Raw genomic sequence first — 15138 nt, forward strand, 5'->3', positions numbered from 1 at the left:
CTTACTTTCAAATGCGGCTTAGATCAGTTCCCAAGCTCCGTAAGCGTCTGGTGTCGAAGGCAACATGCCGTCTCTCCTGAACTGCTCCGCCATACTCTCGGCTATGATGGCTGGGCTTCGGCTCGAAGTAGCCAGTGCCTTCGCTAGCCCTGAGACGTCTGCTGAGTTGTCTCCCATCGGCCAGAGTGCCTGCTCCGCCAGTTTTCGCTTCCGCTGCATCAGGCTCTGCAACAGACTGTCAAAGCTCTGCGCGCCAAGTTCAGGGTGTAGTGCTAAGGGAATGTGAACAGATACAGGCCGCTCTTGCCCAATTCGATGAACGCGGTCGTTGCATTGTTCTTCGACGGCAGGGTTCCACCAGCGAGACAAATGGATCACATGTGTCGCGGCGGTGAGCGTTAAGCCCGTGCCTGCTGCCTTTGGCCCCAAGATCAGCATATCAAAGCCACCGTCCTTGGTGAGGTGCCGCTGGAAGCGGTTAACAATTTCCTGCCGTCGCGGGATCGGAGTGTCACCGTTTATCACATCAATTTTCTCTAAGCCGAACAAGTGTCGCACGATTTCGGCGAACCGAAACTGCATTTCTCGGTGCTCGATGAAGACTAGTACACGCTCACCTGCATCGTGAATGCGCTGCAGGATGTCGACCACGGCCTCCAATCGCGCACTCTGTGCGACAAATTCGTCAGGTGACGTTACCTTTGTAGCACCAGGATGGACAGAAACAGAGCGAATGTGATGCAGCATCTTTAGTGCGGCACCGGGGCCACCGTTAGCGAGCTTCAGTTGCGCGAGATCATAAGCCTCTGCCTGGACCTTGGGCATAAGCCGAGGATGTAGATAACGACGTTTCTTCGGCAAATCCTTTGCTACCTCATCCTTCAATCGCCGCAGACCCAGCGGCGGAAGACTACCACGCGGCTTAAAAACACACGCGTGGAGTTCGGTCATATTCCCTGTGTCGGGCGTCGCGTACTTCGCCTTGAATTCTGATCCCGCCCCGAGACATCCAGGCGCTATGCGATCCATTATCGTCCAGAGATCGATGGCCGCGTTCTCGATTGGAGTGCCAGTGAGACCAATTCGGAAGTCCGCGTTCATCGCCTCGACCGCCTTAGAAGCTAGAGTGGACCGGTTCTTAATATTCTGGATCTCATCCATCACCATAGCCGAGAAAGGAATTTTCCCGAGCGAATGCTGGTAGTTCGCAAGCGTCGTGTAGGTGGTTAAGAGCCAATATCTATGGGCCCGCCCATCTTCAAACGCCTCGTCTAGCCACTCCAAATCCAATTGGGGTAATCCAGATTGGGTCTCGACACCGCGCGCATCATACCGCTTCTGCGAGCCGAGCGAGGAGCCGTAGAGTCGAATTAGAGTACCGAAACCACGCCCTTGCACGTGTGTTTCGACCTCTTGCTCCCAGTTTTTGAGAAGTGAGGTGGGGGCCACGACGAGGATCGGACCGCGGTGTGAAGCAGCACTTTGCTTCATGTGGTCTTTGAGCCAAGCAAGGAAGGAGATTGTTTGCAGTGTCTTGCCGAGCCCTTGCTCATCAGCGTTCAAAATACCCGGCAGTCCGGCCTGCCAAGCCTCCATCGCCCAATTGAAACTCACTTTCTGATGGTCTCGCAGGGGAGTGCGAATGGTCTCTGGGAGTGTAACCGGGATAGTGGCCATACGCCTCGATAGTTTGGCTTCCCAAGTCAGTTCCTCGTAGTTTCCTTTAGCGTCGAGGATAATGGGCCCGTCTCGTTCAGGAAGTGGCTCGTCGTTATCGGAAGCCAAACTTTCGAGCCCTTCTCTCCGTAGAATTTCGCCCTCGACCGCCGCGAGACGAGCTGGCGTGACCTCTACCTGTTCACCTGCAATCTCAGCCTTGCTGTCTGCCCCCGTTTCAAGGGTAGACGCCATGTGATCGCGTAAGGCGCGCAATTCCGGTTCGGAGAGAGATTGTATTGCTTCTGCGATATGTTGGGCGAATGCTTCGGGTAACCACGTTGTCCCACTGGGATCACCCATTTCCGAACTTCTTTTGTAGACAATCACGCCTGTCACGCGCTCAGAGTATTCACGGCTCTCAATAAGAGCGGGACCGGCAATGGATTCAACCATTTCGGCCTGTTGTGCGTCATCAAGCCCGTCGAATTGACCAGTCTCTGATAGATGCTTGTTGACAGCTTCTGTTATTAACGCGCGCGGATTTTCTATGAAGGCTCGGCGTTCCTCACGCGGACTTTTCTGAACGCGGGTCATTGCTTCCAGAACGGGGGCGGCACCTTTGTCGATAACCAAGTACGCGTTGTTGCCAAGCTGATATGCAGGCCGTGCACCAAATTGATGGAGACGATATTGAAAAACGGCTAGCGCCTCTCCGCGAAGTTCAGCATTCGCTTCCGAAATGTCGTCGGTGATACCAGCACTTTCGAGACGCTCAGCCGAATAGGGAACAACTTCAAACTGTCCGAGAGAAGCGTCAGGCGAAATCGAGAACCGATCAGCTATTCGCACTTCAAGCCCTCTCAAGAAGGCAGTCATCGAAAGCCCCGCCATCTCTTGATTTGCAGGCATTTCTGAATCGATCTCTGAGTCTGGTTCTATCGCCCGACGAAACTCGCTGAGTGCTCGCCAATGGTCTTCTATTGGGCGGTTCGCGTCGAACCTGTCAGCAAGATCCAGTGCTCGTTTCATCCATAACGGGATGCGTCGGGGGCCCATTGAAGTTTTTAAGATTGACCCCGTGCGTTTAGGAGCTTCGCGTCGACCTTGTCGCGACCACTCGTAGTGTAGATTAAAATCTGGGCGCCCCAAAACACCTGTCACATCTGTCTTGAGCATCAAATCGACTGTTCGCGGAAGGCCTAAAGCCTCAGCGCTAATCGCTGAGAGGCTCGCTGCGGCATCATGCGAAATTAGAATGTGGTCAGACGCAATTGTCACCTCCTCAGGGTGTGTATCACCCCAAGCGCGCAGATCGCCGATGGCGAATAGTAGATCCCGATCTTCAGGAGCTAGGTCTGTAAAGCTCCGCTTGGTAGACTTTGATGTGATACGGGACAAAAGCCCATGTTTCGCCTGTGGGAAACTGATCTTAATGGCAGCTTCATTAATCTCACTCTGTAGCGAATAATCAGACATTTTGTAGTACCCACTGTGACCAACTCGGAATGGAAGTGTGCGATTTAGAGTTGGTGGAGACCCTCATGATGTCATCACAGTAATAGGATCGTTCGTAGAGCTTCGGGGCTCGTTTATCATCCACGCGGAAGATATGTGTCTTGTAGCTGTGGCAGCCATCGACGACGATCTTATTTCCCATCCTCATAATTAGAATTGATGTGCTTCCACCTCGATCGAGTTGACGACCGAAACGCCTATTCATGTCTGTCCCACCGCTACGGACTAGGTTTTGTTGTGCAAAGCGACGGGCCTCTGCTCCGAAAGCAACCCATGCTTCATCGATCATTTTATCTTCATAAAGCTGCAACCAAAAATCCCTACGGGGAGGCCACATGTGACTGTCCTGTGTAGCCGTCACCATGTCGCAGAAGAACTTCATATCCTGATGCGTTAGCCATCGCAGAAGGACCGCACGAAGCTCAGTGTCAAAACCGGACCAGATGCCGCCCGAGTGCAGACGCGGGTCATTCCATGCTGAAATGATCCGCTCGGATAGTTCATTCCGAAGCGCATCTGATGGTGTCTTTTGTCGCCAAACAGAGAGAAGTGCTTCAACAGCAGGTCCCGCACCTGCCTGCAGAACGGGCCCCTTTTCAGGCGTAAGCCAATTGAAGAGTTTTTCCCGCGCGCTTTCCTCTGCGAGATCTGGAGAAACGCGTTGGAAAAAGACCTCTTGTGCCGCCTTCGCCAGGCCAGACGTATGCGGCCTACTTAGCCCCAGACTCTTGAGCAGCTCGTAGGCGCTGTCAGCATCAAGCATGAGCTTTCCGAGTTCGAGAACGGCCGTATCCGGACGAAAGAGGCTAGGTAATGCCGCTAATAGCTTGCGGAAACGCCCGCCAATATCTTCAATCCGCTCAGACAGGGCTCTGGCAAGTAGCCGCGTGTGGAGTGACCCAGGCGCGAAACTATCCATATAGACGCCCACCATCCCATCGAGGAAAGCCCCCGGCTCACGCGTAGCTATTTCAGAAAGATAAAAACTATGAACAGGCTCAAGATCTGCTCGCTGTCTTCTGTGTTCGTCGAAAACGGCGACGGCTGCGGAGATAACACGTTGGGTTGAAATATCGTCCCATCGCCACCCTTCGACCCGCGAAAGCATTTCTAGCGCAAGCTTTTCTCGATCTCGCTCTTCAGGTTTAGGCGCTGCATCAGGCCAGCGGGAGAGTATGCCCTCAACCGAGCGGCGAATTCGGTCGAGCGGTGGCAATGCCCGAGTTCGAAGCGGTAATAGTCGCTGCATATAGGCGCTGGCTGCGACTGAATTTTCGCGCGCTTCGTTCATTCTTGGGCCCCAATTCCCTCAAGCGCTTCACGTATGACTTCGATCCCGTTCGTGTCCTGTGGGGTAACCATAATAAACCGCAGATCGATGCGACGGTTCGTAGCACGTCCCTCAGGAGTGTCATTTGACGCCACAGGGCGGTCAGGGCCGTAGGCAGCTACAGAAAGAACGGGCTGCTGTTTCAAATTGCGATGTTGCATGACGCCGTCTGCGGCGTTCGTCATGGCAAAGAACGTGTTGTTCGCCCGAGCCGCCGAGAGATTTCGGTTTACTTGATCGGTGCCGACATTGTCGGTGTGCCCCTCGATTTGAACTGCCTCGATCATTACGAAGCCAGGGTTGCAGCTCTCATTGAAGCTAGATGCATCGCCGAGAGTGTAGCAGGGTAGAACTTCATCGAGCCGTTGAGCCAAGCGGGAGACGATCTCTGCCTTGTCATATCTGAGGGATGAACGACCCGAGGCGAAAAGACCCTCGCCTTGGAACCGAAGAGCATCGCTCTCCTCACTGAGTTCGACCTGAAGATCGGGAAAGTCGGCACGGATTGCGTCACGAAGTCTGACCAGGACCTGTCTGCGGACTTGGGCGACTTGCGCGAGATAGGCTTCGAGTGGGTCCACCTTCTGCAACTCTTCAATTTTTTTCTCGAGTTCCTTGATGCGGGCATCTCGATCACTGAGTTCCTTCAAAAGGTCTTCAATCCGTTCAGCACGGATTTCAGCTAGTTCTTGCCATTCGTCGCGCTCCAATTCGAACGCGTCGCGTTGCGCCACCACTGTGTCATATTCTCGCTTCGACACGGCGTCTGGATCGCGCATCTGACTCGCGAAAAATGCAAGGAGGATCATCATGATGAACAAGAACCCGACGGTCATGTCCGTCATAGATACGAAGGCGCTTTCCTCTTCCTCCTCATGCCGGATCTGCTTTGCTTGCGCCCTCATGCACGTCCCCTAGGCTGGCTTGGCAGAAAGGCTTCTGCTTGCTCAACGACGCTCTTGAGCGTGTCGAGACCGGGCGCCAATGCATCACGCATCTCACCTACATGATCTTGTGCCGTTCCCAGTGCAGCCTCCAGCTGGGCGTTGTATTCTTTGAGAGCTTTGCCCAGCATTTCATCGATTTGGTCGAGCTTGTCAGCCTCGGTTGAAAGTTGGGAAATAGCTGCGCGTGTTGCTTCGAGATTACGTCGTATTCCCTCGCGCTCAGTTCCGAGCGCTGCCTGCGCAGTCTCCAATACTTCGGTGGCCCGCTCGGAAACGGAAGCGGAATTCCGCATGAGAGTGTCAGATACGGACTCCACGAGCTCACTAACGCGACGCAGAGTGGTTTCTATCCGCTCGTGCGAGGAGCGGATAGGCTCAGCCGCTGAAGTTAGTGTTTGGCTCGCCGATCGGAAGCCTTCTGATGCCCCGTGAATTGCATCGGCCCCTGCATTCATGCCTTGGGCCGCACTTTGGGCTTCGGACGCACCGCGTTGTACTGAGGCAGCCATTTCAGCGAGACGCGCGCTTACTTCTTCAAGCCTTGAAAGCAGTTCTTCGCCGATTACTCCTCCCATGTCCGCTCCGAGGCGGGCTATGTCGGCGCTGGTTTGGGAAAAGCTTTCCAGCAGAGCTTTGCCAGCTCCGGTAATGGCTTCGCCAGCTTCTTCAGAGCTGGACGCCATACGTTGCTTCGCCGCTTCCGCGCTTTCTTGGCTGGCAGCTTCCAACGACTCTCGAAAGCCTTCGGCGGCTCCACGCATTTCTTCGGCAGCTTTTCGCATTGCTTCCGCGCCTTGCCCTGTATTGTCGCGAATGCCCGAGAGTGTTTCGTTCATAACCGAGAGCAGTCGATCTGCTCCCTCGTTTATCGTTGCGGTCGCGGTGCTCCCGCTCGCCGCGACTTCAGAACGCATCTCTGATATTGCGCGAGCCATTTGATCGAGCGCTTCCCGCAGGCCGTCTCCGGCCTGATTGTTGGTTGCACTCATGCGATCTACCATCACACCGATCCGGTCTGTTGCTTCCCCCAAAGACTCGCTTGCTCGCGTCAGCGCGTTGCCGACAGAGTGCGACAACTGCTGTGAAAGATCTCCGACGAGGCCTTCCATACTACTCGTCCCCATTGACGATACCCGTTCGAAGATCGGGTCCATTTTGGACGAAATGGCGGTCGTAATCGCTTCAGGCAGGGCGTCGAGCGGCTCTATAAGTCGATCGATCATTCCGGTGCCGATTGCTTGTAAGTGTGCCTTCTGCTCCTCTGCAGCTCTCAACTGGCGAAACCCAATGTCCTCTAGGCTTACAAACACGAGGCGTCGCTCAATCCCGGTGCAAAGTCGATGCAGGCAATGATCCAGTTTGTTCTGACGAGACCGCAAGAGATACGTAAAGATGATTGAACAAAAAAGGCCGACCAAAGACATGATGAATTTTGCGGAAGCAATTTGCATGAAATTCTGCATAGCGCTGTCCATACCGCCATTGGCACTATTGTTCATCGACTCTGAAAATTGATGCAGTGCGGCCACGAGCCCGAGAAACGTCAAAAACAAGCCCGTCGAAACAAGCGTATTGGGCACAATACGAAAAATCGCGGGACCGAACCCAAGATCTTCAATATTTAGAAATGATGCAGGACGGATCGAGTTTCGCATTCTGAGCGGGCCGTCAATGTCATCAGGCACGACTGTTTCATTGAATTCGTCCCAGGCTTCCCAGATTGTCTCGCGGGGCCCAGGTTTGCGGTAGTCTTCCGTCAATCCATGTTTAAATTCGTCATACCCCTCCGCGAATGCCTCGATGGTTTCAAAGGCGCGGATCCGTTGGTCGAGTTCCTTTATCGCACGCATCTGTCGATGTGTTCTGAAAATGTACCAAATAGCGAGAATGATCGTAGCGATCGCGAGTACGAGTGCGATTAACCCGGGGCTGCTGTCAGATTTCGTCAGTAGTTCCGCAATGGCAATAATGCCATTCTTGATTTCCACACCAACCGCATAGCCAATTTCATTAAGCACAGGTACCTCAAAGTCTTGCGAGTCTCTTAAATGCTTAAAACTCTATGTTTCGGCACCGCCTGCGACAAGAATAAAACGAAATACATTTCGGCCACGAAGATCCGGTTTTTCCGAAGACAAAATTGGATCGGGCGAGCGCGGCTTTTGTGTTGGGGGTGACTTCGCGCCCCTTTCTTTCGATCGCGCACTCGTGCCATAACTCTGAAAACTGAAAAGCAATTTGAGGCGCGCATGAACGCTGTTGAAATCGAAGAGGCAATTTCCGCCCTTGCAGAGCAACCCTTCGATGCGGATGAGTTTCCCTATGACTTCCTTCTCGCCTTCGGGAATAAGGAAACCACGCTCAAGCGCCTGAGATCGGGTGCGTCTAACAAATCCGATCTCGGCGGCGTCCTCCAAACCAACAATATCCATATCAAAACCTGCGCGTCGGGGGAGGTCTCGGCCACACTCCGTGCGCTTCGCGAGAGTGCCGCCACCTCCAAGGCCAAGGCGAAATTCGTCCTTGCGACCGACGGGAAAACCCTTGAAGCCGAAGATCTGACCTCAGGTGATACCATCGCCTGCGACTATCCCGACTTCCCCGATCACTTCGGCTTCTTCCTGCCCCTTGCGGGCATCTCCACCGTCACGCAAATCCGCGAGAGCGCGTTTGATATCAAGGCCACCGGCCGCCTCAACCGCCTCTACGTCCAGCTTCTCAAGGACAACCCCGAGTGGGGCACCGCCGCGCGCCGCCATGACATGAACCACTTCATGGCGCGCCTCATCTTTCTGTTCTTTGCCGAGGACACCTCGATCCTCAACGGCGACGATCTCTTCACCGCCACCGTCACACAAATGTCGGACAAGGACAGCTCCAACACCCATGAGGTGATGTCTGAGCTGTTCCGCGCCATGAACACGCCGATCGACAAGCGGGCGGAGGCCAAGCTTCCCCGTTGGGCCGATGTGTTCCCCTATGTGAACGGCGGGCTGTTTTCGGGGAGCACGGATGTGCCACGCTTCTCCAAGATCGCCCGCTCTTACCTCCTGCACATCGGCTCGCTCGACTGGACCAAGATCAACCCCGATATCTTCGGCTCGATGATCCAAGCCGTGGCCGATGACGAGGAACGCGGCGCTTTGGGGATGCATTACACCTCCGTGCCGAACATCCTCAAAGTGCTCAATCCGCTCTTTCTCGATGATCTGAACGCCCAGCTCGACGCGGCAGGGGACAACAAGCGCAAGCTCGACAATCTGCGCAAACGCCTCTCGAAAATCCGCGTCTTTGATCCGGCCTGCGGGTCGGGCAACTTCCTTGTCATCGCCTATAAGGAGATGCGCGCGATCGAGGCGAAGATCAACGCCTACTGCGGCGAACCCGATCGGCGCTCTGAGATCAACATTGAGAATTTTCGCGGGATCGAGCTGCGCGATTTCCCTGCCGAGATCGCCCGCCTTGCGCTGATCATCGCGGAATACCAATGCGATGTGACCTATCGCGGGCAAAAGGACGCGCTGGCCGCTTTCCTACCCTTGGATTCGAAGAACTGGATCACCCAAGGCAACGCCCTGCGTATCGATTGGCTGACCGTCTGCCCGCCGACGAGCCAAAAAGTCGATATGCGCGGCGAAGACCTGTTCATGTCCCCGCTGGAAAAGGCCCAGATCGATTTCAAGAACGAGGGCGGAGAGACCTATATATGCGGCAATCCGCCGTTCAAAGGTGCACGAAAACAGAGCAAGCAACAGAAAGAAGATCTAAAAAGCGTTTTTGTCGGAGGAAATGACTACAAAGATTGTGACTATGTGTGCGGCTGGTTCGTTAAAGCGGCGGAATATTCAAAGTGCGCTAATTCTGAATTCGCGTTTGTTTCTACGAATTCGATATCTCGCGGTGATCAAGTTCAACACCTCTGGTCACGACTTTATCAAAGTGGAATGTCTATTAGTTTCGCTTATCAACAGTTTCAGTGGAGAAATAATGCGTCAGACAACGCGGGGGTTTGGTGTGTTATCGTGGGGTGTTCACCAAATTTCAACGGGACACGGAGAATCTTTGCCGATGCAGTGATGCAAGAGGCAGAGAAAATTTCTCCTTATTTGATCGCTGGCGCAGAGGGGTTTGTTTCTAAATTTAAAAAGCCACTCGCTTTGGATTTGCCCAAATTGGTGTCAGGCAACATGGCGCGTGATGGGGGCAACTTGATTCTGTCGGATAGCGAAAAAGAGACATTGGTCGCGAAACGACCTGAGGTGAAGGAATTTCTGCGCGAGCTTATAGGGACTACGGAAATCAAGAACGGGACGCGTAGGTGGGCAATTTGGATTAATGATGATGATATTGAAGAGGCCGAAAAAATACCCGAAATTCGGCATAGGATTGAGAAAGTAAAGTCGTTTCGACTTTCTTCTTCCGCTAAAACCACTCAGGGATATGCTGCTGTTTCTCATAGGTTTGCTCAGCGATGCCATCAGGATCGCTCCTCACTGGTGTTGCCAAAGAACACCGTAGAAGGACTGCCCTATATCACGCCGGATTTTGTGTCGTCTCGTACGATTACAACCGACCTCGCGTTCGTCTCATACACGAATGAGGTTTGGCTGCTAAGCCTCCTTTCCAGTCGAGTACATACTGTTTGGGCGGAGGCGATTTCCGGTGGCCTTGGTTCCGGAGTTAGATATTCGTCGGAAATAACCTATAATGCATTTCCCGTCCCCAAACTGACCGAGAAAAACAAAGAGGACCTCACCCGCTGCGCCGAGGACATCCTCTTGGCCCGCGAGGCACATTTCCCCGCCACCATCGCCGATCTCTACAAACCCGACGCCATGCCCGAAAACCTCCGCGCCGCCCACGACCGCAACGACGAAGTGCTAGAACGCATCTACATAGGCCGACGCTTCAGAAACGACACAGAACGGCTCGAAAAGCTCTTTGAGATGTATACGAAAATGACGACGAAGGTCGGAGGGGCAGTATGAAGCAGGCAGCGCACCATCCTTCACAGGAAGAGCTAGAGGCGTTGTTTGTCAACAACGCTGAGCTCGATCAGATCACGGCGTATCTCAACCGCTTCAATCCAATCCGTGTGATGAGGATGGAGGGCATGGAAATCCGCCACTCCGCAATCTTGGCTTGGCTGCTGGATCCAATCGAAAACCACGGGTTCGGAGACGCATTCCTGCGGGCGTTCCTAGCCCAAGCCCTTCGCGGGGCGGAAAACGCCGTGTTGACCGCCCTAGATGTGTCTCAGGCCGACCTTAGGGACGCGGAGATACAGCGCGAAAAGCGAAATATTGATTTGTTTGTTTCATCGCCGTCCAACGGATGGGCGTTCATCATCGAAAATAAGTTCCACAGCAAGCAAAGCAATGGGCAACTGGCGAAATACCTTGAGCGCGCCGAAGAGGATGCGAAAGACGCAAAGCTGCCGTTTAAGCATCAGGGTATTTTTCTCACATTGAACGAAGAGGCGCCCAGTGCTGATGTTGCCGAGAAATATGTGACACTGCGATACGCCGATGTGTGTAAGATCTTGGGGGCGTTGATGGCCGCAAATCAGACGCGCATGGGCTCTGAGGTCCAACAATTCTTAAATCATTACCTAGAAGTTATTCGAGATGCGACAGATATGAATGATGAACAAACAGACATGGAAACCTTGGCTCGCCAGCTCTATCGATCACACAAGAAAGCGATTGATTTCATCATGGAGCACGGGGTGTCTACTGAGTTCACCTTTGCCGTAGATCAAGTGTTTGGAGAGGGCCTCGATTATGGCGACAAGGCGAAAGCCGAGGGTATCCAAGTCATGTATCACTGGAGCAACCAGAGTAAATTTAGCTTTGTCCCGACAGCTTGGGTTGATGCGCTAGGGGGAGAGGAGAGCAAGCCTTGGACCGGTTGCGAGAACTGGTGGGCAGGGTTTCCAATAATCTGCTGGTTCCAACTCAATACGAAAGAAGATGGGGTCAAAGGGGCTTTGTTCCTCTACGCAGAAGTTGGTCCCATTGAAGATCCTGCCGATCGGAGGCACCTCATCGAAAGCATTCGGCAATGCGCAAAGGGAAAGCAGGAAAAACAAATCAAATTCGGAGCTAATGCCACCAAATCAGAAGCTAAGTTTTCAAGATTCTTAGATGGCAACAGCACTTCAATCGCTGATGTTGGCGACGCGGAAGCGATTGAAGCAGGCATTCGCAAACTCTTGCAGGATTTCGGCGCTGTATTCAAAGCTGTTGAACCCGTATTGATCGAATTTGCTGAATACGTGGCGGCTGATGATGACTGATAAACGCAACGTCCCCTCAGTTTCAGTGAGCATCGCCCAAACTGGGGCCTCAACAAGATCCAACGAACTCGGCATGCGCCAGATGCAAGAGCGTGCCTATGAGATGCGGGGCGAGCAGTATTTGCTGATTAAATCGCCGCCCGCCTCGGGAAAGTCGCGGGCGTTGATGTTCATTGCTTTGGATAAGCTCGAAAATCAGGGCTTGAAGCAGGCGATCGTCGTGGTGCCGGAAAAGTCCATCGGGTCGAGCTTTAACGATGAGCCGCTGAGCAAGTTCGGGTTCTGGGCAGATTGGCACGTGGAGCCGCGCTGGAACCTTTGTAATGCGCCGGGCGGTGATGACGGCAAGGTGGGCGCGGTCGGGCGTTTTCTGGAAAGCAGCGATCAGGTGCTTGTCTGCACACATGCGACCTTTCGGTTCACCGTGGACAAGTTCGGGATCGAGGTGTTCGACGATCGGCTGATTGCGATTGACGAATTCCACCACGTTTCGGCCAATCCAGACAATAAGCTGGGCGCACATCTCGGCGCGCTGATTGCCCGGGATAAGGTGCATGTCGTGGCGATGACGGGATCGTATTTCAGGGGCGATGCAGAGGCGGTTCTGTCACCCGAGGACGAGAGCAAGTTCGAGACGGTGACCTACACCTATTACGAACAGCTCAACGGCTATGAATACCTCAAAACGCTCGACATCGGTTATTATTTCTACACTGGGTCCTATGCGGACGAAATTCTGAGTGTGCTTGATCCGAGTGAGAAAACGATCGTGCATATCCCGAACGTGAATTCGCGTGAGAGCACCAAGGACAAACACCGCGAGGTCGAGCACATCATCGACGCGCTGGGCGATTGGCAAGGTACTGATCCTGTGACAGGATTCCAGCTGGTAAAAGCTCCGTCTGGTCGGGTTTTGCGGATCGCGGACCTTGTGGATGATGAGCCGTCAAAGCGCGATCGCGTCTCGGCGGCGCTCAAAGATCCCGCCCAGAAGAACAATCGCGATCACGTTGATATCATAATTGCGCTTGGCATGGCGAAAGAGGGGTTCGACTGGATTTGGTGCGAACATGCCTTGACTGTGGGTTATCGGGCCAGTTTGACGGAAATTGTGCAAATTATCGGTCGCGCGACCCGCGATGCGAAGGGCAAAGCGAAGGCGAGGTTTACCAATCTGATAGCAGAGCCGGACGCCAGCGAAGAAGCTGTCACCGAAGCCATAAACGACACGCTCAAGGCGATCGCGGCAAGTTTGCTCATGGAACAAGTGCTCGCGCCACGTTTCAACTTCACACCAAAAACGAAAGCGAGCGGCCCTGTTGAGGGATTTGACTATGGGCCTGACGGTTATAATCCTGACAAGGAAAACGTTGGTTTCGATGCTGAAACGGGTCAGATCCAGATGGAGATCAAGGGACTTACGGTTCCTAAAAGCGATCAGGCTAAACGGATTTGTAGCGAAGATCTAAACGAGGTCATAACAGCGTTTGTTCAGGATAAGCAGACGATTGAACGTGGATTGTTTGACGAGGAACTTGTGCCCGAGGAATTGACGCAGGTTCGGATGGGAAAGATTGTTGGTCGAAAGTTTCCCGAGCTTGATGCCGAAGATCAAGAGGCAGTTCGACAACACGCAATTGCCGCGTTGAACCTAACGCAGAAGGCCAAGCAGGTGGCGTTGGCGGGCTTTGATGCTGACGAAAAGACCAGCGCAAATACCGCGCTAATCGACGGCGTAAGGAAATATGCGATGGACGTGCGAGAACTCGACATCGACCTTATTGATCGGATCAACCCCTTTGGAGAAGCCTACGCGATCTTGGCAGAGTCGATGAATGAAGACAGTCTCAAACAGGTTGCGGCGGTTATCTCTGCGAAGAAGGTTAGACTGACGCCGGAAGAGGCGAGGGAGCTTGCGCACCGGGCTCTGCGGTTTAAGAAAGAGCGCGGTCGCCTTCCGTCGATTACGTCCCCGGATGCTTGGGAAAAAAAGATGGCCGAGGGAATCGCCTTTCTCGCGCGCATGAAACAAGAGGCTGCGAATGGCTAACAAATTCACAGACGAAGATGATGCGCTTCTTGCCGAACTTGGTATCGAAGTCGAGGCGAAGAAGGTTGTATCGCGCACTCCGCGAGAGGAGCGCATTATTGCCGGTTTCGAGGAGATCCAAAGGTTCGTGGAGGAGAATGGCCGCGTGCCCCAGCATGGTGACGAGCGGGATATCTTTGAGCGTCTATACGCAGTTCGGCTGGACCGATTGAGAGAACTAGACGAATGTCGTGAGCTTTTGTCTTCGATCGATGAGAAGGGGCTTTGGGAGTCTCAGCATGAACGTGCCGAAGCTCAAGGGGACCAATTGGACGATGATGCGCTACTTGCAGAACTGGGCGTTGAGATCGGCGGAATAACAGAGTTGAAGCACGTGCGTTCCAGCGCTGAAAAGAAAGCAGCCGAAGAAGTTGCTGGGCGCGAGAAATGTAAGGACTTCGAAAAATTCAAACCTCTCTTTGAGCGAGTGCAAGGTGAACTGAACTCGGGCCTGCGAGAGACGCGCAAGTTTGAGTTGAAGGCCGAGATCGAGCCCGGGCGTTTCTTTATTGTCGGTGGGCAAAAGGCTTATGTAGCCGACAAGGGAGAGACAACGATCACCGATCAGGGGCGAACGGATGCCCGCCTACGGGTCATTTTCGATAATGGAACTGAAAGCAACATGCTCATGCGATCTTTGCAGCGAGCTTTGAATGCTGATGGGGACGCAGGCCGCCGTATTACCGAGCCAAATGCTGGGCCGTTGTTTTCTGATCAGACTGCGGATGGCGACGAGGCAAGTGGAACCATATATGTTCTCCGAAGCCAATCTGATCACCCAGTTGTCAAGCAAAGCCGAGCCTTGGTGCACAAGATTGGTGTGACGAGCAATAGTGTTGAAAAGCGCATCGCAGGTGCGCAGTTGCAGCCGACGTTTCTAATGGCTCAAGTTGAAGTCGTGGCAACATACGATCTCTACAATATCAACCGAAGCAAACTTGAGAACCTACTTCATCGCGTATTTGCGCCCGCACAACTGGATATCGAAATCCCGGATCGTTTCGGGCGTCTGACAAAACCACAAGAATGGTTTCTCGTTCCATTTTACGCGATTGAGGAGGCAGTTCAGCGCATTAAAGACGGCACGATTTCCGGTTACGTCTACGATCCCAAAGAGGCGTCCCTAATCAAGGTCTCAGCTAACTAATTTTTGCCAAAAATACGTGTTGAGGGTATTTGTGGAGCTCTTCGTTTTCTTTCTCATCGGCCATCGTGCCGCCTGGTTCAGTTCCCATATAGGGCACCAAATTAACCATATAAATGATTTAATTTCATGTGTATGAAATGCATTTTCGTTTAT

At 53.3% G+C, this 15138-nt stretch carries 8 protein-coding genes; 4 read left to right on the top strand and 4 right to left on the bottom strand.

All coding sequences use genetic code 11. The features are described from left to right. Positions 1-18 precede the first annotated feature (18 nt). The 4 genes from LA304_RS17650 to LA304_RS17665 are packed head-to-tail and all read right to left on the bottom strand — an operon-like array spanning position 19 to position 7469. Positions 19-3135 carry a DEAD/DEAH box helicase gene (locus tag LA304_RS17650; RefSeq protein ID WP_224504501.1) on the bottom strand — a complete coding sequence of 1039 codons (3117 nt, stop codon included), beginning with the start codon at positions 3133-3135 and terminating at the stop codon, positions 19-21. After that, positions 3128-4465 (bottom strand): EH signature domain-containing protein, encoded by a 1338-nt coding sequence (locus LA304_RS17655; RefSeq protein WP_224504502.1) that lies wholly within the window; start codon positions 4463-4465, stop codon positions 3128-3130. Before LA304_RS17655 ends, LA304_RS17650 begins: the two co-directional genes overlap by 8 nt. After that, complete coding sequence (locus LA304_RS17660; RefSeq protein ID WP_224504503.1) at positions 4462-5409, bottom strand: OmpA family protein; 948 nt, start codon at positions 5407-5409, stop codon at positions 4462-4464. Before LA304_RS17660 ends, LA304_RS17655 begins: the two co-directional genes overlap by 4 nt. Further along, positions 5406-7469, bottom strand: coding sequence for a hypothetical protein (locus LA304_RS17665; protein ID WP_224504504.1), 2064 nt, complete (start codon positions 7467-7469; stop codon positions 5406-5408). Before LA304_RS17665 ends, LA304_RS17660 begins: the two co-directional genes overlap by 4 nt. A 231-nt stretch (positions 7470-7700) precedes the next feature. Between LA304_RS17665 and LA304_RS17680 the strand changes: the two genes are divergently transcribed. The 4 genes from LA304_RS17680 to LA304_RS17695 all read left to right on the top strand — a co-directional run bounded on the left by LA304_RS17680 (position 7701) and on the right by LA304_RS17695 (position 14985). Further along, entirely contained in the window at positions 7701-10439 is a 2739-nt protein-coding gene (locus LA304_RS17680; protein WP_318010702.1) for a class I SAM-dependent DNA methyltransferase, read from the top strand. After that, positions 10436-11749, top strand: coding sequence for a PDDEXK-like family protein (locus tag LA304_RS17685; protein WP_224504508.1), 1314 nt, complete (start codon positions 10436-10438; stop codon positions 11747-11749). The genes LA304_RS17680 and LA304_RS17685 overlap by 4 nt, the downstream gene beginning before the upstream one ends. Before the next feature lie 73 nt (positions 11750-11822). After that, positions 11823-13799: a DEAD/DEAH box helicase gene (locus LA304_RS17690; protein WP_224504509.1), complete on the top strand. Its 1977-nt coding sequence runs from the start codon at positions 11823-11825 to the stop codon at positions 13797-13799. After that, positions 13792-14985 (top strand): GIY-YIG nuclease family protein, encoded by a 1194-nt coding sequence (locus LA304_RS17695; RefSeq protein ID WP_224504510.1) that lies wholly within the window; start codon positions 13792-13794, stop codon positions 14983-14985. The genes LA304_RS17690 and LA304_RS17695 overlap by 8 nt, the downstream gene beginning before the upstream one ends. Positions 14986-15138 lie beyond the last annotated feature (153 nt).

Source organism: Celeribacter litoreus (assembly GCF_020165855.1).
Classification (GTDB): Bacteria; Pseudomonadota; Alphaproteobacteria; order Rhodobacterales; family Rhodobacteraceae; genus Celeribacter; species Celeribacter litoreus.